22 protein-coding genes are annotated in these 22,796 nt (G+C 48.5%); 14 read left to right on the forward strand and 8 right to left on the reverse strand.

What is annotated here, in order from left to right:
- Positions 1 to 2 precede the first annotated feature (2 nt).
- The gene (locus BUB59_RS07010) at positions 3 to 1,010 is read left to right on the forward strand and encodes an ADP-ribosylglycohydrolase family protein (RefSeq protein ID WP_200778807.1); all 1,008 of its coding nucleotides are present in this window, start codon (positions 3 to 5) and stop codon (positions 1,008 to 1,010) included.
- A gap of 9 nt (positions 1,011 to 1,019) precedes the next feature.
- Here the strand turns inward: BUB59_RS07010 and BUB59_RS07015 are convergent, their stop codons facing one another.
- Both BUB59_RS07015 and uvrC read right to left on the reverse strand, forming a co-directional pair.
- The gene (locus tag BUB59_RS07015; RefSeq protein ID WP_073227649.1) at positions 1,020 to 1,646 is read right to left on the reverse strand and encodes a formate/nitrite transporter family protein; all 627 of its coding nucleotides are present in this window, start codon (positions 1,644 to 1,646) and stop codon (positions 1,020 to 1,022) included.
- A gap of 412 nt (positions 1,647 to 2,058) precedes the next feature.
- Complete coding sequence (gene uvrC, locus BUB59_RS07020; RefSeq protein ID WP_073227652.1) at positions 2,059 to 3,924, reverse strand: excinuclease ABC subunit UvrC; 1,866 nt, start codon at positions 3,922 to 3,924, stop codon at positions 2,059 to 2,061.
- Positions 3,925 to 4,110: 186 nt separating this feature from the next.
- Between uvrC and BUB59_RS07025 the strand changes: the two genes are divergently transcribed.
- Together BUB59_RS07025 and BUB59_RS07030 are read left to right on the forward strand one after the other, a co-directional pair.
- Positions 4,111 to 5,064, forward strand: coding sequence for a coiled-coil domain-containing protein (locus BUB59_RS07025; protein ID WP_073227655.1), 954 nt, complete (start codon positions 4,111 to 4,113; stop codon positions 5,062 to 5,064).
- Positions 5,065 to 5,107: 43 nt separating this feature from the next.
- The gene (locus tag BUB59_RS07030) at positions 5,108 to 5,437 is read left to right on the forward strand and encodes a hypothetical protein (RefSeq protein WP_073227658.1); all 330 of its coding nucleotides are present in this window, start codon (positions 5,108 to 5,110) and stop codon (positions 5,435 to 5,437) included.
- Positions 5,438 to 5,578: 141 nt separating this feature from the next.
- On the opposite strand, the gene BUB59_RS07035 is transcribed toward BUB59_RS07030, so the two are convergent.
- Positions 5,579 to 6,436: an FISUMP domain-containing protein gene (locus BUB59_RS07035; protein WP_073227660.1), complete on the reverse strand. Its 858-nt coding sequence runs from the start codon at positions 6,434 to 6,436 to the stop codon at positions 5,579 to 5,581.
- A 68-nt stretch (positions 6,437 to 6,504) separates the two neighbouring features.
- Between BUB59_RS07035 and BUB59_RS07040 the strand changes: the two genes are divergently transcribed.
- Complete coding sequence (locus tag BUB59_RS07040; protein WP_073227663.1) at positions 6,505 to 6,897, forward strand: NADH-quinone oxidoreductase subunit A; 393 nt, start codon at positions 6,505 to 6,507, stop codon at positions 6,895 to 6,897.
- Between the two features lie 183 nt (positions 6,898 to 7,080).
- Here the strand turns inward: BUB59_RS07040 and BUB59_RS07045 are convergent, their stop codons facing one another.
- Positions 7,081 to 8,199, reverse strand: coding sequence for a BamA/TamA family outer membrane protein (locus tag BUB59_RS07045; protein ID WP_073227666.1), 1,119 nt, complete (start codon positions 8,197 to 8,199; stop codon positions 7,081 to 7,083).
- A gap of 119 nt (positions 8,200 to 8,318) precedes the next feature.
- Between BUB59_RS07045 and BUB59_RS07050 the strand changes: the two genes are divergently transcribed.
- The 6 genes from BUB59_RS07050 to BUB59_RS07075 all read left to right on the forward strand — a co-directional run bounded on the left by BUB59_RS07050 (position 8,319) and on the right by BUB59_RS07075 (position 15,195).
- Entirely contained in the window at positions 8,319 to 9,917 is a 1,599-nt protein-coding gene (locus BUB59_RS07050) for a hypothetical protein (protein WP_143160266.1), read from the forward strand.
- Positions 9,918 to 9,960: 43 nt separating this feature from the next.
- A complete protein-coding gene (locus BUB59_RS07055) occupies positions 9,961 to 11,181 on the forward strand; it encodes a fibrobacter succinogenes major paralogous domain-containing protein (protein ID WP_073227674.1) in 1,221 nt (406 codons plus the stop codon).
- A gap of 23 nt (positions 11,182 to 11,204) precedes the next feature.
- Entirely contained in the window at positions 11,205 to 11,774 is a 570-nt protein-coding gene (locus tag BUB59_RS07060) for a hypothetical protein (RefSeq protein WP_143160267.1), read from the forward strand.
- 157 nt (positions 11,775 to 11,931) lie between these two features.
- Positions 11,932 to 13,761: a toxin-antitoxin system YwqK family antitoxin gene (locus tag BUB59_RS07065; RefSeq protein ID WP_073227680.1), complete on the forward strand. Its 1,830-nt coding sequence runs from the start codon at positions 11,932 to 11,934 to the stop codon at positions 13,759 to 13,761.
- Between the two features lie 85 nt (positions 13,762 to 13,846).
- Positions 13,847 to 14,359 carry a helix-turn-helix domain-containing protein gene (locus tag BUB59_RS07070; protein ID WP_200778808.1) on the forward strand — a complete coding sequence of 171 codons (513 nt, stop codon included), beginning with the start codon at positions 13,847 to 13,849 and terminating at the stop codon, positions 14,357 to 14,359.
- 2 nt (positions 14,360 to 14,361) lie between these two features.
- On the forward strand, positions 14,362 to 15,195 hold the full coding sequence (locus BUB59_RS07075; RefSeq protein WP_234979987.1) for an IS3 family transposase: 834 nt from the start codon (positions 14,362 to 14,364) through the stop codon (positions 15,193 to 15,195).
- Between the two features lie 297 nt (positions 15,196 to 15,492).
- On the opposite strand, the gene BUB59_RS07085 is transcribed toward BUB59_RS07075, so the two are convergent.
- Positions 15,493 to 17,064 carry a hypothetical protein gene (locus BUB59_RS07085; protein ID WP_143160269.1) on the reverse strand — a complete coding sequence of 524 codons (1,572 nt, stop codon included), beginning with the start codon at positions 17,062 to 17,064 and terminating at the stop codon, positions 15,493 to 15,495.
- A 191-nt stretch (positions 17,065 to 17,255) separates the two neighbouring features.
- Here BUB59_RS07085 and BUB59_RS07090 point away from each other — a divergent pair, with 191 nt between their 5' ends.
- The 3 genes from BUB59_RS07090 (at position 17,256) to BUB59_RS07100 (ending at position 19,701) form a co-directional block, all read left to right on the forward strand.
- Positions 17,256 to 18,146, forward strand: a complete 891-nt coding sequence (locus BUB59_RS07090; protein WP_159433341.1) for an Rpn family recombination-promoting nuclease/putative transposase — start codon at positions 17,256 to 17,258, stop codon at positions 18,144 to 18,146.
- A gap of 145 nt (positions 18,147 to 18,291) precedes the next feature.
- On the forward strand, positions 18,292 to 18,546 hold the full coding sequence (locus BUB59_RS07095; protein ID WP_255370636.1) for an AgmX/PglI C-terminal domain-containing protein: 255 nt from the start codon (positions 18,292 to 18,294) through the stop codon (positions 18,544 to 18,546).
- A 99-nt stretch (positions 18,547 to 18,645) separates the two neighbouring features.
- Positions 18,646 to 19,701 (forward strand): helix-turn-helix domain-containing protein, encoded by a 1,056-nt coding sequence (locus BUB59_RS07100; protein ID WP_073227697.1) that lies wholly within the window; start codon positions 18,646 to 18,648, stop codon positions 19,699 to 19,701.
- Positions 19,702 to 19,899: 198 nt separating this feature from the next.
- Here BUB59_RS07100 and BUB59_RS07105 read toward each other — a convergent pair whose 3' ends face one another.
- A complete protein-coding gene (locus tag BUB59_RS07105; protein ID WP_234979985.1) occupies positions 19,900 to 20,172 on the reverse strand; it encodes a CopG family antitoxin in 273 nt (90 codons plus the stop codon).
- A gap of 327 nt (positions 20,173 to 20,499) precedes the next feature.
- Between BUB59_RS07105 and BUB59_RS07110 the strand changes: the two genes are divergently transcribed.
- Complete coding sequence (locus tag BUB59_RS07110; protein WP_073227701.1) at positions 20,500 to 21,366, forward strand: PD-(D/E)XK nuclease family transposase; 867 nt, start codon at positions 20,500 to 20,502, stop codon at positions 21,364 to 21,366.
- Between the two features lie 414 nt (positions 21,367 to 21,780).
- On the opposite strand, the gene BUB59_RS07115 is transcribed toward BUB59_RS07110, so the two are convergent.
- The gene (locus BUB59_RS07115) at positions 21,781 to 22,038 is read right to left on the reverse strand and encodes a hypothetical protein (RefSeq protein ID WP_073227704.1); all 258 of its coding nucleotides are present in this window, start codon (positions 22,036 to 22,038) and stop codon (positions 21,781 to 21,783) included.
- A 42-nt stretch (positions 22,039 to 22,080) separates the two neighbouring features.
- Positions 22,081 to 22,422, reverse strand: coding sequence for a hypothetical protein (locus BUB59_RS07120; RefSeq protein ID WP_143160270.1), 342 nt, complete (start codon positions 22,420 to 22,422; stop codon positions 22,081 to 22,083).
- Positions 22,423 to 22,796: the final 374 nt, after the last annotated feature.

Below are 22,796 nucleotides of genomic sequence, written 5' to 3' on the forward strand. Positions count from 1 at the left end.
ATATGACAGAAGAACAGAAAAAGAATATGACGGAAGAACAGCGTAAGGCTTATGATAAGAGAATGAGGGAAATCTATCGCAGCGCCGCCAGCAATATGTGCTGGGGCGAATTGGATGAGGAGATGGATTGTTCTCTCGCGTCAGTGGCCCGTCACAAATCAAAGGCTGCTTTGAAGCGCAACTCTTGCCTTCTGGGCGCCATCGCAGGGGATACCATCGGATCGCCTTACGAATTCGACTGCAATAACATTAAGACTACCGAGTTCCCGCTGTTCAATCGAGCCTCCGGTTTTACGGACGATAGCGTTATGACTGTGGCTGTGGCCAATGCTCTCCTGATGGCGGCGGACGACCTGGCCGACGAACTTGACGAAGCAAAAGTGGAAGAATCCATGATTTTCTCCATGCGATCCTTTGGCCGTCGCTGGCCATACGCGGGTTATGGCGGTCGTTTCTGCGACTGGCTGGTTGCTAAAAATCCTCAGCCCTACAACAGCTGGGGCAACGGTTCCGCCATGCGCGTGTCTGCCGTAGGATGGGCATTCGACACTCTTGAAGAAGTGGAAAAGTATGCGGAAATTTCAGCCCGCGTCACCCATAACCATCCCGAGGGAATCAAGGGCGCCAAGGCGGTGGCTGCAGCCATCTTCCTGGGTCGTGCGGGCAAGTCTAAAGAGGAAATCCTCGACTATGTGGAACGTACCTACGGCTATCCCATCAGTCAGATGACCTGCGATAAGATTCGCCCCACCTACCATATGGACGAATCCTGCCAGAACACAGTTCCTCAGGCATTCTGCGCCTTCCGTGAAGGAAATTCCTTCGAGGAAATTGCCCGATTGGCAGTGTCCCTGGGGGGCGACAGCGATACCCTCTGCTGTATCGCCTGCGCCATGGCCGAACCTATCTACGGCATTCCCGAAAACATCCAGCAGGAAACCATCAACCGCCTGGATGAAGAACTCCTGACCGTTCTGACCCGCTTCCAGAAATTTGTAGCAAGTAAGTAGGGGCGTTTTTTACTGAGCGTCTTTATTGATGTTCACGCTGGCGTAGCACACCAGGCATCCGCCGATCAGGTTACCGATGGTAATGACGGCGAGGCGAAGCGCTGTGCTTCCGATTTCCGGTGCGCCTGCAAAAGTCCCTGCGGCGCAACCCTTGATGATTGCGAAAATAAAGTAGAACATGTCTGCAATGCAGTGTTCAAAACCGCAAAGGATAAATCCCATCACCGGGAGCACCACGATCAACGGGTTGTTGCAGCGCTTGTAGCCTTCCACCGCAATAAACATGAGCATGCCGCAGAACACGCCTAGAATCAGGAGGCTCAGCAGGTTGTCGTTATGCTTTACCGCTACCAGCGCGCTAGTGCTGATGGTGAGGCGAGTGGCTGCTACCGTCGCAGCGCCAATGCCCGTACCAATCAAGTTGCCCAGCCAGACCTTGCCCAGATACTTCAGGTAATCCAAGTTCCTGTTGGTGGACAAGTAGCCCACTTTTCCCGTAAATAAGTCAAATTTCAGCAAAATGATGGTGTAAAGCCCCAGGGAAAACAGGAACGTTCCCGCGATCTTGTTATCGACGGAAAGGAAGCTGACGCAACCCACACTAATCATGAGGCCGGCAAAAATGGATTTGATCATGCCGTAAAGATAGAAAAATCCCGCCCCTCTTTTTTAGGGGGACGGGACGAAAAAGGTATGGCATCCGTTCCACGGCAAAATACTCGAAGCTACTCTTATATAAAAGATAGCAGTGCCTTCGGATTTCGTTTTTCCCACCTTTTTAAGCTTTGAAGCATGGTCAAGCCAAGTCAGGGAGCCGTGGGCCTAAACTGTACCATAAGAGCGACGAGCTTTAATAATACTGTTAGATCGGGCATTGATCCGTGAGGATGCCTAGGCCTAATATACCTAAATCAAGTCCGTAAAACAACCCAAAAGTCGAGATAACTTTTTCTTACTCATTCCAAGACGGAATAGGAAAACTTTTTCCTGGATTCTTCGCTTCGCTCAGAATGACGTGTGGAGGGACGACATGACGAATGGGGATTATTTAGCCTTCTTCGTCCTTAAAGGGTGTAATAAAGTCGGCGCAGTACTGGGCGATCTGTTCCCGGAGTTTGTTGCCGCGGACTTTGCCCAGGAGGAGTTCGATGTCCTCTAGGGGGGCGGCCATGAAGGCTTCGGCGCTCTTGTACTTGCTGAGGACTTTCACCCGGGTCTCGTGACCCACGCCGGGCTGTTTCAGCCATTCCACTTCCAGGTCCTTTTTGCGCTTGCTGCGCTGGTAGGTAATGGCAAATCGATGGGCCTCGTCACGGGCGTTCTGCAAGAGTTTTAGTGCAGGGCTGGTGCGCTGCAGGACAATACTCTTGCGGTCATCGGGAAACACAATCTCTTCTAGACGTTTTGCAAGGCCAATGAGCGGCAGGTCCGTATCGTGCCCCAGCTCCTTCAGGATCTGCATGGTGGCGTCTACCTGGCCCTTACCGCCATCGCATACCCATAGGTCGGGCATGGGCGTGCCTTCGTCTTCCAGACGGCGGATACGGCGGGTCATGACTTCGCGCATGCTGGCGAAATCGTCCACACCTTCTACTGTCTTGATAATGAACTTGCGGTAGTTTGCCTTGTCGGGCTTGCCGTTCTTGAAGGCTACAAGACTTGCCACAGTGTTCGTTCCCGACAGATGGGAGATATCCACACATTCAATCCGGAAGGGGGTCTTTTTCAGCCCCAGCACTTTTTGCAGTTCAAATACACTCTGGTCGATTTCGCTGTACTTCTGGACTTCTGCCCGCATTTCCACCAGGATCATGTCGGCGTTGGCGCCTGCCAATTTCAGGAACCCAAGCTTTTCCCCTCGCTGGGGAACGTTGAAGAAGACTTTCCGTCCCGCCTTTTCACTCAGGGCATCGCTCAACAGGGCGGCATCCTCGGGAAGGGTAATGTCGGTGGCAATTTCCTTCGGGATGAATTCTGCGTCGGCGTACCAGGTTAAAATCATCTGGCGGAAGATTTCAGTTTCGTCATCTTCCAGCTCGCATTTCAGGCGGTAATGTCTACGCCCCGTAAGCACCCCGGCGCGGTATTCCAGAATCACGGCGGCAGCAAGAGCGCCGTTCCGGCGGAGGGCCACAATATCCAGAGAAAGATTGGGGTCGGACGTATCCGTCTTGGCGTGAATGCCGGTGGACTGCAATGCCTGAATGGCATCCCGCTTTTTGGCCGCAGTTTCAAAATCCAGATTGGCGGCGGCAGCCTCCATCTCCTTGGTCCAGATTTCCTGAAGGTCGTCCCGCTTTCCTTCCAGTAACAGGCGTGCCTGTAAGACGTCCTTGTAATAATCTTCCTGGCTGATGAGGCCTGCACAAGGTGCCTTGCATCTTCCGATATGATAGTTCAGGCAGGGCCTCTGGGGCGAACGAGCTGGCAACTCCATGGTGCACTCACGAATACCGAACAGTCTTGCCGCGATGTCCTTTAGTTTGTCTACATATCGGGAGCTCATGAACGGGCCGTAGTACTGGTTGCTGTCCTTTTTTACAGATCTCGTAAGGAACAGGCGAGGGAAGGGCTCGCGAACACTGAAGGCCAGGTAGGGAAAGTGCTTGTCGTCTTTCAGCAGCACGTTGTACTTGGGAGTGTGCTTGCGGACTAGGTTTGCTTCCAGGATCAGGGCTTCCGCTTCGGTTTCGGTAATAATCCACTCAATGTCCCGAATGTAAGGTAACATAAGGGTTGCAGCGCGATGTCCCTGGTGATCGCTTCCGTCAAAGTAACTGCGGACTCGGTTTTTAAGGACCTTTGCCTTGCCGATGTAAATGATCTTCCCGGCGGCGTTCTTCATGATGTAAACGCCGGGGCGGTCGGGCAGTTCGTCTAGCCTACGCTGGATGTGTTCATTCACCGAAATCATTGCTCCCCAAGATAGTAAATAGTTTTTTAGGGTCTAGGGGCTAGGGTCTAGGGATTAGGTTTGACATCTATCCCCTGTACCCTACTCTCTAGCCTCTAGTTTCTAATTTCTAACAGTCTCATCGCGCTTTTTTTATATTATCTTATAAGAGTAAGGTTTCAAAACATTTTAAGTTATGGAGCAAGGATGAATTTTGAAAACATGAATGCCCTTTCCCAGAAGATCGAGGCGATCCTGGGAACGGTGCGGGTCCTCAAGGAGGACAACGCGAAACTTCGCCAGCAGCTCAATGCGGCACACGCCGAGGCTCAGGATAAGAGCTTGCTGCTGGAAACTGCAAATGCAAATTTGATTGACTGCAAGGCTGCTCTTGATGCTCGTGCCAACCAGGCCAGCGCTCAGGAAGACAACCTGAATGCAAAGCAGGCTGAAATCGATAACCTGAACGGTCAGATTTCCGAAAAGAATGGCATCATCGATTCCCTCAATGGTCAGGTCACCGAAAAGAACGGCATCATTGATTCCCTCAACGGTCAGGTGGCCGAGAAGAACGGTGCCATTGACGGTCTCAACGGTCAGATTTCCGAGAAGAACGGTATCATCGATTCTCTCAACGGTCAGATCTCCGAGAAGAACGGAATCATCGATTCCCTCAACGGTCAGATTTCCGAAAAGAACGGCATCATTGATTCCCTCAACGGACAGATCAATGACAAGCTGGTTTCCCTGGCTAACATGGCTGAACAGGTCAACGCTCTCAAGAGCCAGATTGCTTCCAAGGATGCTGAACTGGCAGCCAAGCAGGACGAAATCGGTAACCTGAATGGGCAGATTGAAGGCCTCCAGAATCAGACTCAGGACCAGGCTCACGAATTTGCCGAAGTCCAGCAGCAGTTCAACAACCTTCTTTCCACCATCGAAACGGAACTGGGCGAAACCCTCCCCGTTGCCCCTGTGGAAATCAAGGACGAGACTTTCGAAGAACCTCAGGTTGTTGCTGAAGAAGTTCAGGAAGAACCCCAGGAAGACGTGCCCTCTATCGAAGTGCATGGCGCTGAAGAAAACAATGAATCTGAAGAAAAAACCGGGGAACAGTCCTCTGCTGGTCAGGAGGGCCGGCAAACAAGTTTTTTCGACTAAACTGGCTGATGGATGACGATCCATTCGGCGTAGGAAGTAAATAATGGCAGAAATCGAACCTCTCAGATCAGTAAGTATCGACGTTGCGCAGGAATGCATTCAGATTCGCACGGATTTGCCCGATGCGGAACTGAAGGAAATCGGCGAGTTCATTGACTCCCGTTTTAGCCGTTCCGCGAAATTCCAGATGGATAACAAGAAGCGCCTGGCCCTGCTTGCCGTGGAGCTTACCTCCGAGATTTTCGAATTGCGCAAACAGCTCCGTCGTGCCAAGGTGTATTACGACACCATGGAAAAGGACGTGAAGAATTTGTCCCTGTTGCTGGACGAAGGAATTGCACGAGCCACTTCCGGAAGGGAAGACGACATTTAGCTAAATCGTCTAGCTAAATAAGCCTGCGATTATAAAGAACTACAAGGGGCCTCGGCTAACGCCGAGGCCGTTTTGTTTGAAATGTCATCCTGAGCGAAGCACCGATGGTGCGAAGTCGATGGATCTATTTCAGGGTATTTATTAGTTCTGGACGCAGCGGACGTTGTAAGCGCGTTCGCCAGTGGTGCCTGTCTGGAACTCGTGGAGATTATCTTCGCCACCGTAGTTCTTTACGCGGAAGGAAGTGTAATCGCCATCAGGCTGAATCCAGATGTAACCCTGTTCTTCCTTCAGGCCGTAATCCGGAGTATCGGTTTCCAGCTTGAAGCGGCCGCCGACCTGCCACCAGTCGTGATCCACGGCTGCATCCAAAGCTTTCACTTCGGCTTCGGTGGGCAAGCGCCAACCATCGGGGCATGCGCTGAGTGCTGCTGCATAGGTGTAGTAGCCACCATAGGTTGCACACATGTCGTCACCGGAAGTGGTGGTGCAGTAGTAACCCTTGCTGGTCTTGTAGTTGATGTTTTCTTCCATCCACATCTTGCCGGCGATGGTCTTGATCTTGTAGCTCTTCTGATCGCGCTGGTCGATCATCTGGTTGCCACTGACCAGAGGGGGCGTGGGGATGGTGGAAGACATGTTGATTTCAATCGTTGCAGCAGAAGTCGGGGCCGAAGACGCTGCGCTATTTGCAGTAGCATCGCATTCTGCACTCCAACAGAACGTACCGCTGCTATAGTAAGGAACTTCGTAGCTCACATTTTCTTGCTGAATATACACGGTCTCGTGAACGACGGTGGTGTCACGGGTGCCGCTATTGCTAGACGGAGTTGCGGAAGCGGAGCTTTTTGCGCTGGGCTGGACAGAACCTGCGGCGCTGGAAGTACCTACGCTAGTGTGGTTGTCTGCCATCGGTGGTTCGCTGATGGTATCCTCAGCGCAGGCAGAAAACATGCTTACTACACCCAAAAATCCCAATAATGCAGTAATTTTTTTCATGAGTGTAAATATAGTTTACAAATCCTGGTCTTACGCGAAAAAACTTTTTTACTATCTTTGAACCCACTATGACGAACGTTGAAATCTTTGATACTACTTTTGCTATGACCATTCTGGTGGTCCTGGCTCTCGTTGTCCCCACCGTTCTGCTGCTGGCCAACTGGCTGCTCCACCCCGGTAAGATCAAAAATGCCGAAATTAAGGGTACCTCCTACGAATGCGGTATCGCACACGTTTCCGGCACTTCCAACGAACGTTATCCTGTTAAGTATTACATGGTTGCCATGTTGTTCCTGGTCTTCGACCTGGAAGTGGCATTCCTCTATCCCTGGACCATCCAGTTCCTCGTAGGCGACTGGAGCCTCCTGTTCGTCCTTCTCGGATTCCTCGTGATCCTGGAAGCTGGCTATATCTACCTCATGAAGAAGGGCATCCTCAACTGGACCCGCATTCAGGACTAATTGAGGGCTCGGCCCCTCGGTAGACATCCAAAAGTATTCTATCTCAAAAATGACGGTCACAGGGATTCCTGTGGCCGTCTCTTTTTATAACCGGCTAGGCAGTACATCTTGAATGGAACCTACGCTTTGCCTAGCCTCTCGCAAACACCGTGTGTTTGCTCACGTAATGTCTGGTTGGCGTTATTAGAACGCCTGCCTGATGTAGACGGTCATGCCTAGATGGTCGAAGTCTACCCAGCTGAGTTCACCGCGGGCGTAGAGCTGTTCCTTCATGTTGAGGATCAGCATGCCGCCGAACCCGACGGAGCGATGCCACTTGTTGCGCATCAGCTCGCTGAAGTGATCGCCAGATTTTCCACCCTCGAAGAAGATGTCGCCGGCGAGACGCCAGCCTAAGTATTTGCGGAGTTCCGCCTGCAGGATCAAGGCTTGGTTATCTCTAAAGTAGAGGCTCTCCACACCGCGGAATCTCTTGTTGCCATCGGGACCGGCCAGCATATCGAAGGGCACGTCACCGCCGGATCGCTGCCAGAGGGCGCCAACCGCCATGGAGGTTCCCCAGAAGAGGTAGGTGTATCCGCGAAGGTCTAAGGTCTCGATATCAAAGGTGTAATCGCCCAGAAGGTCGCTGTAGAACATCTGCTGCCATTGGGCTAAAAATCCGTGACGTGTCCAGTTGGTGTTATCCCGCGTGTCAAACGCAAGAAGGTAGCCGGCGCCGTTACGCCAGCCCGAACGCGTATTTGCGGGAGGCGTGATCAATCTGTGATTTTCCGAGGCGTCGCCGTCGGTGGGATCGTCAAACTGGATATCGGAATGTTCGATGTGCAGCTCCACGCCGTACTTAAACTGCTTGGGGACGCCAACCGTCGATTCCAATTCCGCGCCGAAATAAAACCTCTGGCGATCGAAGGTTACGTACTTGTCAATGTCCGGATCGTTGCCCATCCCGAAGTAGCTGGCCACCCAGTTCTGGTAGCGCAAATCCAGCCATCCGCTAATCTCATCGTGATAGAGGTAGAAGTAGGGCGTTATCAGGAACTGAAATTGCCCGCGGGTGGAGCCGTAGGCGGATACGTCAATCTCTGGAACCTTCCCGTCTTTTTCGTCCGGCTTCAGGAAGACGATGGCCATTGCGCCAAACTGCAGTTTTGTTTCCTCACTGTATCCAAGTACCGGCAGCGCTGTAAAGCGCTGGAAATTTTCCGCGGCAGAAGTATCCGCGACGCCGCCCGGCAAATCTGCAACGCCACCCGACGAATCTGCGACGGCCTCGCTCCCGAAGGAAAGAGACGCCGTCATTGCGGCCAATAGCAGTGTTTTGGAATACCAGCGCATGCCTCCTAATGTAGTAATAAAAATTCCCGCACACCCATTTTACAACTACTCCCTTTGCTTCGATATACTATTAGAGGGATTGTATGTCGATGTGCTTAAATGAAGATGTTGTGGATGCGTTGCTGGAGAAGGTGGAGCTTTGTTGCTGCGATTCGGTGGGTGCAATCTCCGTGCTGCGGGCGTTGGGGAAAACTTCCTTGGTGGTGCCGGATTGTGTGGCGTTGGGAATCTATCCTGTCAGCGGACTTTTCAAGGACTTCAGCTCCAAGGTCAAAAACAAGTTGAAGAGTTCCCTTCCCGCTCTTGATGAATGCATCGATATGATGGATTACCTGATTCAGGAAAATGCCCACGCCATGAATTGCGGGGGCGTTCAATCCTACGTCCGCAAGCGTTTCGAAGAGGACTGGCACAAGGCTCATCCCTGTACGGAGAAGAATCTAAAGGCGGCGCTAACCTTCAGGAAAAAACGGGGCGAAGACATCCCTCAGGATTGGTCGCCAATCCTGAATCGTCATCTGGAGATTGACTTCAATGAAGCGGGATGTTGTGAATCCATTCAGTCCTCCAATTACTGGACGGAACATCAGGCGAGGCGCATTGATACGATAGCTCGGGACTACAATTTCAGTGAATTGTATAACGTTGCCGATTGCTTTTCGTATCGCGAGTACATTCGCTATTTGGCCTATGTTCCCATGCCCATCATTCAGTTTCCCCGCCTTTATGAATTTGTATGTGGTGTCCCCCAGAAAATCACCCGCAGTGTTGACTTCAAGTTTGTGGCTAAACATATGGATTGTACTGGCGAAGGCTTTTTGAAGGTGGCTAAAAGTTTCATTAAGGATCACTTGCACTTGAGTACGGCTGCGGAAACAGTGAACATCGACATGGGTAGCCTGCGAATTGAAAATGTTCAGTATGAAACGCGAGACTTTGGGGACACGGTTCGAGAGCAACTGAAACATTCTCTCTTTGGAAACAATCACTATTTTGAGGAAGATTGCGATACCACCTACGATAATGTTTTTCATCAAGATCAATCGGACATTACCTTCGTGAAATTTACCTGCACCTTCGATGCCACTGTAACTGCAATCCCCGATTCTAAAACGCCGCCTCTCTTGCTGGATGGTACGGAACAATCCCAGCTGGGGATGCCCCTGACGGGTTCTGCAAATGAAATGCTGTCGGTGCTTCGCTTTGTCTTTGAACATCCCATGCAGTGTTGTGTCATCGGGGACTGGATCTGCCCTGTCCCCACTTTGGACGTCTTGAAAAAGGTGCTTTATGCCAAGCACCTGCAAGAGTGTGAAAGTAACTTTTTTGCCTTGCTGAAGGAAATCAATACTTTCGGAACCGACCGGGAGAAAAATCTTATAAAGCCCATAAACAAGTCTCCTCAAATGGGGGAGTACGATGTGTTCTACAAGGGCGTGTCCATGGATTTTTTTATTCGGGATTTTGGGACGCAGAACTCGGAGGATATTCTCAAGACTGAGCGAAATCTTTTTGAATTCAGCCGAGATGCCATCCAGCTGGTCTTGCCCTATTGGAACATCTTGAGTTCAAATGTTCGCCTGGTGGAATTCATTCATGATTCTATCCAGGGTGATCCCCTGAATTATGTGGACAGCGAGGTTGATTTAGTACGTGATGTGGCCCTTGCCTTGATATCCTGATGTTTAAAAATTCTATCTTAATCCTATCAAGAAGGATGATGTTATGGATTTTAAGAAACTGTTTGGCGTAGGCGCTGCTGCCTCCTTGGCCCTGATGGCCGGCTGTGGGGATGATTCCTCCACCAGCGCAAAGGACTCCGAAAAAGACAGAGATCCTGTTGTAGATACTCTTTATGTCATTACCAAGGATACCCTGGTCCAAAGCAATGTGGACACCTTGGTCCTGAATAACGTGGACACTCTGGTTCTGAATAACGTGGACACCTTGTATGTCAGAGACACTCTGGTTGTCAAGGACACCGTGGTCGTTAAGGATACCTTGGTGGTCCTCGACACTCTGGTGGGCCTCAACGGTGAAAGCTGCTCTGCCGAAGATACGGTAAGCTCAAGCGGTCTGCCTGGTTTCAACATTACTTGCGGAACAACTCGAGTAGGCACCCTGTGGAATGGTGAGAAGGGAAGCTCCGCTTATGAGCAGGCTGTTGCCGCCGGCTTCGTGGGGACCGAAGAAGAATGGCAGGCTACCATCGCCAAGCGCATCAACCAGGATCATTTCGTGGACTTCCGCGACGGTCAGGAATACAGAACCGTAAAGATTGGCAATCAGACCTGGATGGCCGAAAACCTGAATTACAGATACCTGCAGAAGACCGATGACTTCGACTCTTCCAGCTTCTGCTTTGATGGCCTGCTGGAAAACTGCGACAAGTATGGCCGTCTGTATCTTTACTCTGCTGCAATTGACTCCGCCGGCGCTCTGGCAAATGGCGACTACGAATGTGGCGACGGCCTCTCCTGCGAAGGCGAAATGCCCGACGTGGTCAAGGGTATCTGCCCCGATGGCTGGCATCTGCCGGATACCACCGAGTTCCGCGAACTGCTGAACTTTGTGGACCCGAGCGACAACGATACCAAGGACATTTCCGGACTGAAGTCTACCTACGGCTGGCGCGAAGTCACCGTCCATGCTACCGGTCAGAAGGTCATCTACGGCGGCCCCGGTTCCGACATCTATGGCTACGAGGCATTCCCCGCAGGCCATGGCAACCTGGCCCTGGGCGCTACCATGAATTACGAACTGGATAATGTCAGCGCATTCTTCTGGACCGCAAACCCCGAAGTCGATGACGCCACCAAGGCTCACCTCTTCCGCATTACTTCCTTCTCCTACCTGATGGGCGCACACTCCAAGAGTGACGCAAGCTCCATCCGCTGCGTGAAGGATCTGCCTGTTGTCGAGGAAGAGGAAGAAGACGACGAGTAGTTTAAACCCGTATGAGTGATAACGTGAAAACTGGGATACTCGCCGTCGAGGATCCCTACTACATCGAACAGAACATTGTTCCTATGAACGATAGGGGTATTTTCCGCCCCCATCCTCTGGAAAACGGTATCACTCCGTTCCTGAAGCCCCTGGTAAAGAAGGAACGCTTCGACAAGTACTTTTCCTTCCTCTTTGACTACCAGAAAATCAGCGGCCGCATCGTCTTCGAAAAGAAAGACTATAGCCACCTGGTTTCCGCGTTCTCCGTCAAGTTCTTCCCCAAGGAAGACGATTACGACGAAGATACCCTGCAGGAAGTGTGCCGCCTGTTATCCTTGAAACTGCAAGGATTCATCCAGGTGAAAGTATCCAACAAGAAGCTGATCAGTTTCGTCAAGGGCGTTGAACTCAAGTCCAAGACTCCCAAGAAGCAGGATTTCACCTTCCACAAACTTTTTGAACACGCGGCCAATACCGCCCAGGAATCCCTGCAGAAATACATGGACTCCCATTTTGATTTCTGGTTCGCCTGCGGCGAGAACGAAGCCGCCGAATGCAACGCTGTTTATGGGGATGCCGATCCGGAATATTAAGTTGTGCGGTGGTTAAATCGCGAAGGCGCATTACGCGAATCGCATTTTATTTGCTAAGCGCATGTTTGCATCTAGCAGATTTTTTCAAAAAAAATTTTGATATCAGCGCTGTAAAGGGCGATAAAATTTATAGCCAAACTATAAGCGAGGATGTCGTATGTCCAAAATCGATCAGGTTTTTTACGAAAACGGGACCCCTAAGCACGTAATTCCCTATAACGGTGAGTTTATCGATGGCATTGCGGAGTATTTCCACTCTAACGGCCGCTTACGATGCAGGATAGCCTATAATATGGGCAATGTGGTGGATGGGGTCGTCCCGGTTATTGACGAAGACGGCGAAGTGTTCCGGATTGACGTCTGGAAGGGCGGTCATTGTGAAGTATATACCGTGGATCACAAGCTTTTGGGCAAGTTTTCCCTCTTTAATGGCAAAACCGAAGGGGAGGAGGTATGGTATCATCCTAATGGAGTCCTGAAAGAAACCGCCTTTTGTAAGGATGGCAAGTACGAAGGCCACCGTAAGTTTTACGACGAGAAGGGTAATCTTTACGATGATGCCATTTTTGTGAATGACCGACGACATGGAATCCGAGTCCTTTATCACGAAAACGGTGCCGTCCGCGAAACTATTCCCTACGTTGATGATAAAGCCTGCGGGGAGGCAATTCACTATTTTCCGGATGGCAAGATTTTCCGCCGCCGAAACTTCGTGGATGGCTTTATAGAGGGACTGGAAACCTTGTATCATGAAAATGGTTCTGTACGTGCTCTGCTTCACTATCAGAAAGACCTCCTGCATGGACGTTGCGAATACTTTTTCCCCAATGGGAATATCCGCAAGGTGGTGGAGTGCAAGGTTGGCGAGGTCGTCGATGGCAAGGTGCAGATTTATAATCCCGATGGAACCTTGGACCGAGAGGAAGTTTGGGAAAACGGCACGTGCAAATCCTATTACGAGAATGGCGCTCTGATGTCCGAATTCCCCATGTTTAATGGCAAACTCCAGGGGATGATGCGTATTTATCATGAAAATGGTCAGCTTGCCCATGCATATTTTGCCAACAAAGATGTTGTGGAAGGTACTGACCTGACCTATGATGAAAAGGGAAACCTTTACCGTACTACGACATTTGCCAATGGCCAGAAGGAAGGACCCCGCAGGTATTACGATGAAAACGGGATGATGCGTGCAGAGGAACTGTTTAGCGGTGGCCTGAGAAATGGACCTACCAGAGTTTACGATGAGAAAGGAAGGCTTTGCCAGACGATCATGTATGTAGATGGTGTGGAATGTGGCCAAAAAAGTTTCTGCTATCACGAAAACGGCCAACTGGATTCTGAAATCGAAATCATGAATGGTTTGCCCAACGGGGAGGAAATATCCTATCATGAAAATGGTGCGCTGTTCTCTAAGGTCCAGTACAGGAACGGCATGGTGAGCGATGCCGAAACCGATATTTTTGATGAAGACGGGAACCCATTCATACATGTCTTCTGGAAAAATAATGTGGCTCGGGCCTATTACGAGGATGGCACCCTGAAATTTATAGCCTACAATTACAGGAATTGTACGAACGGGATCCAGGTGGATTACCGTGAAGACGGTTCCGTGGAAAACGAAAGTTACTTTTATGATGGCTATGCTTGCGAAAACGAAGAGGAATTTCTGGATCTCACTTTTGAGGGACTCGCAAGATCTAGCCTGCTTGCGTTCGGGCCACTCGGTGTAATCCTGGATCTTGATGCCTATACGGAATTTTTCCGCACAATGCACGAACGTATCGTGCAGCAATCCGAAGCAAAAATCGTGTATGAGGACTATTGCGAGATTACCGATATCGATACCACGGGCAAGTTGACCCTGGAAGACCAACTGCGCCTGATTGCCCGCGAGTTCGTGTTGCGCCTGCGTCTGCCCAATGATGGCCCCACCGAACAGAACATCATCAAATCCTTAAGGAAGCTGGTGATGGGGGGTGTTTAAGTTTTTGAATTTCATTGAAAAGCAGAAATAGAACGAAAGGACCTGATGTGAACCCCGAAAGTTGGACACAACTTTCGGGGTTTTCATGTATAAGAAACACACAGAAAAAGAATGGATCGATGCTTTTGAGATGCATCAAAAACATTTTGGTCCGTCGTATATCTCCAGGCAAACAGGGCTGAGCGAAAGCGAGGTCAAACGAAAGATCAGACAACATCGCGACACAGGGGTGTGGCTGACTGAAAGACTACCCTACACGCGGTCTACACCGGAACTTAAGCGACTCGTTGTTGACGCCGCTGTCAAACAAAGGCTATCTTATGGCGAGATAACAATCAAGTACGGCATAAGTTTCAGCTGCTTACTGTCCTGGCTACGTAAGTTCAGACACGGCGGCTACGAGGAACTTTTCGCCATAAAGCCCAAAGGTAGGCCTCCACAAATGGGACGTCCAAAGAAGACCAGGAAGGAACCGCAGACAGAGCTTGAAAAGGCCCTGAGAGAGAACGAGCTTCTCCGAGCCGAGGTAGCCCTGTTAAAAAAAGTGAGAGCCTTAGTCGAGGAAAGAATCGCCCGGGAACAAGGGAATGGGCGTTAGCCATCAATGAACTAAGGCGGAAATACAGGCTTGAGGATCTGCTGATGCTCAAGGGGATGGCCCGTTCCACCTTCTTCTACCATCTGCGCCAGAAGCCGGACCGTTATGCGGGAGAACGCAAAAGGGTCAAGGCAATACATGCGGAAAACAAGGGACGCTACGGCTATCGCCGCATAGCCGCCCAGCTACGGAACGAAGGATTTAAGATAAACCATAAGACCGTGTACAGGCTCATGAAAGAAATGGGGCTGAAAAACGTCCGCAAGACATGCAGGTACCGCTCGTACAAAGGCGAAGTCGGAAAGACTGCGCCCAACAGGCTGAATCGAAACTTCAGTACCGGAGCCCCCAACAGGAAATGGACTACGGACGTGACACAGATAAATATCGGGAATGAGAAATGTTACCTGTCTCCGATACTGGATATGTACAATGGGGAAATCGTGAGCTACACAATCTCGGATAGACCAAATCTCCAAATGGTGATGGATATGCTTGACAAGGCCTATGCCAAGGGTTACAAGTGGAAACGGCTGATACTGCACTCCGATCAGGGGTGGCACTATCAGCATGCTGACTATCAGCAGTCCCTGAAGGACCATAAAATCATCCAGAGCATGAGCCGCAAGGGCAACTGTCTGGACAACGCCATGATGGAGAACTTCTTCGGTATCATGAAATCAGAACTTCTCTATCCAAACACGTTCAGAAATATGGCCCACTTCAAGCAGGAACTCAAAAAATACATCGAGTACTATAACAATGACCGTATAAAACTGCGCCTAAAAGGAATGAGCCCGGTTGGGTACCGGACTCACAACTCAGTTTTATCCTAACTTTAAACTGTCCAACTTTTTGGGGTCAGTTCAACCCTTGCGGGTCCTTTTTTTAATGACGTCACTAGATTCGCATATACTCCCGTGAATCACCCTAGCTCCCGTGCATTTTTTTTCAAAGCAAACCAGTCCACTAAAGCATCGTAATCTGTTTTGGGTAAACCGCATAATTCCCAAACGGCAGTGTTTAACTCATCTTTGTAATTTCCCATTCGGTGACAGATTTGCAAAGCGCTTTCCATGCGCCCTATCGTATAGCCATCATTGAAACCCTCAGAAAATGCTGAACTGGATGACTCATTCCAAAATTTCAAAGATCTCTTTCCAACGCGTTTCATAGCTATCTAATTCATTCCTTTTGATAATAAGATATTCCATGGCAAGTGTTAAGGCAAGACTAAATGACACGGAGGCATCCCCGCCAAAAACATGGCATTTTTCATGAACAAAAGTTCCAAGGGCCTCGTGAAATTTTAGAGCGTCAAAGCACCTGCGTTTCAAATAAATTGCCTTTGTGCGGAACTTAAAGGAGATACCCTGGTTATTGAATTTTTTTGAATAATTTTTCACCAGGCTCGCCATTCCTGTAACACCTGGCGAATCGTTACCTATGATTCTTTGATCGTATTTAGCTGTACTGTCAAAAAAATCTCCATATATGTCCTGGACAACTTCTTCTAAAAGGTCAAAGGCCCTTTGTTCATGCGGCAAAAGTTCCGCGTCCATTACCATTCCGCCATTTTCTTCGCAAGCTTCTTCCAAGGATTTGTACCCCATCAAGGAGAACGTGCTCTGCCCAAGAATGTATTTGGTACTCTGCTTTTTAAGCCAGCTTTCCGCCTGCAACCTGCGATTCCTGCCGTACTGGGTAAAGACAGGGCTGATACAGAGTAAATTAGGAAATTCTTTCACGAATAAATCGCGTACACTTTTATCTTCACAAATTCGCCTTACGAGTCCATTGACTATCGGATACCAACTCTTCGAATCATAGTTTTTTGCAGGGTATTGCCGCCACACCTTCTTCATCTGTACAAGCATTTTCATTGCGCCACTTGCAGAAATGTTGTCAACAACGTGGCCAATAACACGAATGATTTCACTATGGTAAATCGTTTCTCGTTCGCGGTCGCGTTCCTCGTACGAATGCAGGCATACAACCAAATCGAACGGAATGGATCCCCTCAATTGATAACTGCAAAAAACAGGACCTCTGGGTCCAAAACCAAATGTAAAAGGCAGCGAATCGGAATACGATTCTTTGGCACTGTAATATACAGCGCCTTTTTTCCCTTCCCATATAAGTTCTCCTAGCAAGGGATTTTCTGGATAATAAAAGGAATTCACAACCTCCTGAAATAATTCATAATCACTGGCGCTCACGCCTTCTAATTCCAGGCATGTTGTGTCAGATTTGTCTTCAACAACGTCATAGGCAAGCATTTCCATGTGCTTGCCATCGATTTGGTGGTCAATGTCAATAACTTTCAAACTCCAATCGCCTGAGCGCATTCTCACAGTCCATTTTTTATCACGATATGCACAAAGCGCTGCTATTTTAAAGCCTTCGCCAAAATAGCCTGCATGGGTTTCCTGGCCGTCCCTTTTTGTGGATGCTCCTATATGCACTAGCCACTCATAATTGAAATTTATGCCAGCAGCCTCTAGCATCACAACCCCCTCTTTATACGAGAGTGAAAAACCGGAATGCCATTTGTCGTAACCTACGGCGTCATAAAAATTCTGCAGAAAATCTCTGGCGATAGAAAACGTTTTCCATTTTACGGGATACGTCAAAGCGATATTCAAGGGAACAATCGTACTGGATGACGTTTCACGAGATTCTTTATTGAGCGTGTTATAAAACAAAACGTACCTCTCCTTAGAAAAGAGAAGTACGTCGGGCAGTAATGTAGGTACAAATTAAAAAGCTGGCAAGGTGTTTAAAGAAATTTTACAAAAAACTTCGCGCAAACGGGATGAAAAAAGCGTGTATAGTAATGAATAGGGATGCTCTACTATTCCGCAGAGTGATATCATTCTGTGAACAAAAAATGTATATGAATAAATCATTGCATCACGATTCTTTCTGCAGGGACGTTCTTTCCGATGTGGATAGTTTCCTGGAATTTATGGATTATCTTGCATTCCAGAATGCGGATCTGCAGGTAATCATCAATCTTCTGGATATGAAAACCTTGGAGCGTATTCCGGGAGACTTCAGTGACACGGCGAATACAGGGTTCGCGGATCTTGCGTTCCGAGCCAAGGTAAAGCCGGAATACCTTCCGGGTGAAAAACCCGTGCAGGTGTGCGTGGGGTTCCTGGTGGAGCACAAGTCCTACATGGACAATGACGTCCTGGAACAGTTCCGCAAATATCATTATCACCTGATGGTAGAAAAATTGAAGGAAAATGCAGTCAAGGGCATCCCCTCGATTGCAATCATTCTCTACAATGGCAAGGAAAGCTGGAACCCGCTTGAAAAACTAAACTACTATCCCGATGTTCTGCGGGACATTGTACTTCCCTTCAAGGGAATCTTTGTGGATGTGGAAGGCATCGCAGACGAGGTTTGCCTAGAAAAGTTCAGCCCGCGCCTGGGGGCTTTCATTATCGCTTTGAAATATGCGCGCGAGCTGGAGCCCCACAGGGACATCTTCAAGAATGCCCTTGAACGGCTTGATCTGGAAAAGGACCCTGACTTGGTGGCTTCCATTGATGTATATTTAAGGCGTTGGATATCAAAAAACTTTAAGGAGGTTTTCAAGATGGATTTCGTCAGACCGCCCTATAAGACAATTGAAGATGATGCACGTGAACAGCGCGAAGCCCTTGAGCGGAAAGTCGCCGATAGGGATGCGTTGATTGCCGACAAGGATGCGGAAAATGCATCTTTGATTGCCCGCATCAAGGAACTTGAGGCGGCGCTTGCTGCTAAAAATGGCTAAGTAGTTTTCAGTCACTATAAAATTTAGGCTACCCTGAATGATCGGGGTAGCTTTTTTGTTAGTTGAATCTTTTCAAGATATGACACTAAAGTGTCAAAATTCAAAACTATTTTAATAGGTATGAAGTACTGTATTCTTGCGTTATTTGGCTTGCTGGCCTCCTGGGCTTCACCATATCTATAACAAATTATTAAAACACAGGCCAGGATTCGCGGGAAAGGTGACCTTAAATATCACCATTGCCCCGGATGGCGATGTCTCCAAAATCTCCGTGGCCTCTTCGACAACAGGCTATAGTGAATTTGATGGCGAAATCAAGTCCGCAGTCAGCCGCTGGAAGTTCAGCAAGGTTAAAAGCGGAAACACCACGGTGACAATACCGTTCGATTTTAGTGAATAGGATTTGTAAAGTCCGCATCTCACAAAAAAGTAAAAATTTCATTGTTTACATTTTGTATAATATATTGTATATTTGTAAACAACAATGGAGTTTGCGAATATGTCCGAAGTTTCCACTTTTGCTTTGCGATTGAAGAGCGCCCGCCTTATGAAGGGGTTCTCCATGGACGACCTTTGTGAAAGAATGGAACCGAAGGTCTCCAAAATGGCAATTTCCAAGTACGAATCCGGGAAAATGGACCCAGACAGCGAAGTTCTGATTTCCTTGGCAGACGCGTTGGATCAAACCCCCGATTATTTTTTCCGCCCGTTCACTTTCAAACTGGAATCCATGCGCTTTAGAAAAAAGCAGAACCTAGGGGCCAAGCAAATTGAAAGCGTGAAAATGAACATTGCGGATTTCGTGGAGCGCTATGTCAATATCGAAGAAATCTGCAATGACGCCAACATCGATGTTGATTTTTCCTCCGTTCCTGTCGCCTCTGCAGAACAGGTCAAGGCCGCCGCAGTCAAGCTTCGTGAACGTTGGTGCCTGGGCAAGGACGGCATTGTCAATGTGATAGAAATGCTTGAAGAACACGGCGTAAAAGTTGTGGAGATTGATGCTCCTGACGGATTCGATGGCGTAAGTACCAAGGTCAACGATGTTATCCCGGTGATTGTCCTTGGAAAAAACTTTTTGTACGAACGAAAGCGTTTTACCGCGTTGCACGAACTTGGCCATTTGCTGCTGAATTTTGAAGACCGTTTTTCTGACAAGGAGCAGGAATCCCTTTGCAACCTGTTTGCAAACGAAATGCTGCTTCCTGAAACTGAACTTAGGCGTATCCTTGGCAATTGCAGGAAGAAGGTCTCCGTTAAGGAACTTCGACCGATTCAGATGCGATTCGGTATTTCCTGCGATGCCATTATGTACAAGGCCAAGGAATGTGGAATTGTATCTGCAGCGCTTCATAGGGGCTATTGCATAAGGAAAAACCAAAGTCCAGAATACAAGTCGTTCGTTGAAAGATCCGATTCTCCTGCAGAAACCTCACATCGTTTTGAGTCCCTGGTATATAAGGCTCTTGAAAACGAACTGATTACCATGTCGAAAGCGGCGAGCCTGCTTCGCACTGATGTCATGACTATCCGTAAGGAAATGCTGATAATCTAGAAGCCTTGATGGACGAAAACCCGAGATTGCCAAGGCAGATCTGTGAACAGAAGATTAGTGCGTGGAGATCTGCTTAAATCTTTGAATTTCGCTGAAATGCAGAAATAGAACGAAAGGACCCCTTGTGGGTCCTATTTTTGCAATTGGCGGCGCTTCCTCACCATAGAAGCGGTATGGCGCCTGGGACGATTTCGCCCATTAGGCTGCTCGTGTTTTTCGTCCCCTTGGGGCGCTTACAAATTGAGGAACCATTTTCTGATTTTTAACCTGTTGCAGGAACATGTTGATTAGCCCCTGATACGGAACCCCGACTTTTTCGGCAAGTTCCTTAAAATAATCAATGACATCCTCGTCAAGTTTGATGCAGATAGTCTTCTTCAATTTTTTCGCATAAGGATTTTGAACTGCATTGGAAAAATCATAATTTGGCTTCATCATTTTCTCCTTTCCCAATACTGAGCTGATTCCCATTCGAATATATATAATGTATATATTGATTCTTCTTTAGTCAAGGGATTTTTTTCATCCATTCTTCCTCCAGTCGCTACATGCCTAAAAAGCGACGGCTTGATTCATCTAATAAATGCGCGGCACTCACCGCAAAAAGAACAAAGGCGTACTTGCTCTCGACTTTTGGGCGTTCCCTGGCTCCCATTCCCCACGTCATCCCTTCGGCAGGAAAAATTATTTTTTTACAAAGATTTCTCGCGCAAATGAGACGTTTGCTTCGTGTATATAAGTAGATAGGAACCGTTCTATCTGCGAGCCGGCCGCGTCGCCGGATTATTCAGGATTCAAGTGGAAAAAAACAAGACGAAACTCGCGGAATGCGTTGACAATGCAACTGGCGTCGACAAAAAGGAGAAGATTATAGACTTCTCGAAAATCTATATCACCGACAGGTTCATGTTCCCTCTGGTCATGAGCCACAAGGAAATCGCAAAGCCATTCATCGAGGCGGCTCTCGGCATCAAGATTTATGACCTCAAGGACCCCGAGCAGGAAAAGACGGAGCAGGTGGGCATCTTCAGCAAAAGCGTACGCTACGACGTGTTCACACAGCAAATCAACGAAAACGGTGAAATCATCAGCTCCTTTGATATCGAGATGCAAATTGTTGATACAAAGGAACTTCCCAAGCGAGCTCGCTACTACCAGTCTGTTCGCGATACCAACGACCTGCGCAAGGGGGCCATGTACAAAAGTCTCAAGGACCAGTACGTACTCTTCATCTGCCCCGACGACATCTTTGGTGCGAAACAGGCCGTTTACAGTTTCCAGAACTATGCGACGGAAAATAAAAACATCGCTCTTAACGATCGTTCTTTCAAGAATTTTTATATTTTCAGTAACTACGGGAAACTTCCGGACGCACATCCCCTTAAGCCGTATCTGAAGTATTTCGCAACCAACACCGCCGACTCCACGGAGACTGAGGAAATCGATACCAAGGTGAAGTGGTACCAGGCTGACGAAGACACACAGGAGCGCTATATGACATGGGAACAGGAAATCCAGCTCGCCAGAGAAGATGCAGCCGAAGCCGCTACCGAAAAAGAGCGCGAACGTAGTCAGAGAATCATCGCCGAAAAGGACAATGTCCTGGCCGAAAAGGATCGCAGAATTGCGGAACTTGAAGCGAAACTCGCTGAAATGCAGAAATAGAACATAAGGACCCCTTGGGGGTCCTTTTTTTGCAAATGTCGGCGCTATGTCATTGCGAGGCGATGCCGAAGCAATCGAAGCATCATCATCCTTCAGCAACACCATTCCGCTGTCCACGCATTCCATGGGCAAGTCCCCGTCGATATCGAGGCACTCCGGCCGGAACCGGTTCCAGATTACATAATCGGTATAGCCCTCGGCAATGTCGTCCCGACCCTGAGACGGGATAAAATAAAGCAACGCATGTTCTAACATGCGCTGCAACTTAAAGACTACAACTTTTCAACAGTCTTTGTTTTAGGATTGATTCTGAATGTTTTGGGAGCATCTATTCCGATAATCAATAACGGAGATGTTAATTGGTTGCACAAATGATGATTCCAGCCGAGGTTTGAATTGCCTTTTCCACATGGTTCAGCTCAGACGCCAGGCATCGCCTGTGTAGGCTTCGTCTTTGAAGATGGGACAGTCTGTATTCCATTGCAAGGATGTCAAACGTTCTTTTAAAAGCTCAAAAAATGACTCGGAAAGGCTATTTTTGAAATTTTGGATTAAATCTTCATCCAGTATTGAATCAATGGCTGTTAATACCTCTCTGTAGAGAGACGAGTATTTTTCAATTTTCTTGAAGATCGTTTCTGCGTTTCTGTGGCTATATGTTTTAAATAACATAAGGTGGAAGTCCTCCTAAAAATATTATGGAAATGAAAGTTGCTAGTCCCCTAGAAGAAAAACAGTATCCAGGCTCCTGTCGCCATACGCCTGCTCCAGAACCTCCTTCAGAATGTCATCCTGGAGCGTAGCGATAGGGTCCATAAGTAACACCATCCCACTATCCAAACATTCCATATCCAATTCCCCGTCAATATCGAGGTACTCCGGCCGGAACCGGTTCCAGATTACATAATCGGTATAGCCCTCGGCAATATCTTCAGGCGAGAGGTTGTCGCCCGTACCCGGCTGAATCTTGAGGAATTCTCCACCACATGTCATCCCGGGCTTTGACACGGAATTCCCCTTTCTCGGGATAAAGTAAAGCATCGCATGATCTAACATGCGCTGCAATCTAGAGATCGTTCTTTAGATCGTCAAGGGTTTAATTTTGGGCGTTCCCCCGGCTCCTCCCTCATATGTCATCCCGGCCTCCGAGCCGGGATCTCCTTTCCCGCGCGAGTCCGAACCGCTTCGCGGCTTCACGCCCTAACGCATCGCAGACAGGGACATCCTTTAAAACGTTGTTCGAAGCGCGTTAGGAAATGTCGCCTAAAAGAGCTAAATTTAAAAAAAATATGAAAAAAGACGCTCTTTGTCATATCATGACACTGAAAAAAAATATTTTTTGAGAGAGTGTCAAAAAACACCTCACTCCCTCTTTTAAAAAGAATAAATACTCAAAATCATCCCAAAAATTGTATTTTAAGACCTAAAGG

This window comes from Fibrobacter sp. UWEL, from assembly GCF_900142535.1.
Lineage (GTDB): Bacteria > Fibrobacterota > Fibrobacteria > Fibrobacterales > Fibrobacteraceae > Fibrobacter.

Bases quoted from the DNA above. Each gene is read 5' to 3' on its own strand.
- BUB59_RS07025 (WP_073227655.1), top strand. From the start codon at position 4,111: ATGAATTTTGAAAACATGAATGCCCTTTCCCAGAAGATCGAGGCGATC.
- BUB59_RS07070 (WP_200778808.1), top strand. From the start codon at position 13,847: ATGTATAAGAAACACACAGAAAAAGAATGGATCGATGCTTTTGAGATG.
- BUB59_RS07010 (WP_200778807.1), top strand. From the start codon at position 3: ATGACAGAAGAACAGAAAAAGAATATGACGGAAGAACAGCGTAAGGCT.
- BUB59_RS07065 (WP_073227680.1), top strand. From the start codon at position 11,932: ATGTCCAAAATCGATCAGGTTTTTTACGAAAACGGGACCCCTAAGCAC.
- BUB59_RS07115 (WP_073227704.1), bottom strand. From the start codon at position 22,038: ATGTTATTTAAAACATATAGCCACAGAAACGCAGAAACGATCTTCAAG.
- BUB59_RS07055 (WP_073227674.1), top strand. From the start codon at position 9,961: ATGGATTTTAAGAAACTGTTTGGCGTAGGCGCTGCTGCCTCCTTGGCC.
- BUB59_RS07040 (WP_073227663.1), top strand. From the start codon at position 6,505: ATGACGAACGTTGAAATCTTTGATACTACTTTTGCTATGACCATTCTG.
- BUB59_RS07015 (WP_073227649.1), bottom strand. From the start codon at position 1,646: ATGATCAAATCCATTTTTGCCGGCCTCATGATTAGTGTGGGTTGCGTC.
- uvrC (WP_073227652.1), bottom strand. From the start codon at position 3,924: ATGATTTCGGTGAATGAACACATCCAGCGTAGGCTAGACGAACTGCCC.
- BUB59_RS07030 (WP_073227658.1), top strand. From the start codon at position 5,108: ATGGCAGAAATCGAACCTCTCAGATCAGTAAGTATCGACGTTGCGCAG.
- BUB59_RS07105 (WP_234979985.1), bottom strand. From the start codon at position 20,172: ATGGGAATCAGCTCAGTATTGGGAAAGGAGAAAATGATGAAGCCAAAT.
- BUB59_RS07120 (WP_143160270.1), bottom strand. From the start codon at position 22,422: ATGTTAGATCATGCGATGCTTTACTTTATCCCGAGAAAGGGGAATTCC.
- BUB59_RS07090 (WP_159433341.1), top strand. From the start codon at position 17,256: ATGAATAAATCATTGCATCACGATTCTTTCTGCAGGGACGTTCTTTCC.
- BUB59_RS07100 (WP_073227697.1), top strand. From the start codon at position 18,646: ATGTCCGAAGTTTCCACTTTTGCTTTGCGATTGAAGAGCGCCCGCCTT.
- BUB59_RS07050 (WP_143160266.1), top strand. From the start codon at position 8,319: ATGTCGATGTGCTTAAATGAAGATGTTGTGGATGCGTTGCTGGAGAAG.
- BUB59_RS07045 (WP_073227666.1), bottom strand. From the start codon at position 8,199: ATGACGGCGTCTCTTTCCTTCGGGAGCGAGGCCGTCGCAGATTCGTCG.
- BUB59_RS07035 (WP_073227660.1), bottom strand. From the start codon at position 6,436: ATGAAAAAAATTACTGCATTATTGGGATTTTTGGGTGTAGTAAGCATG.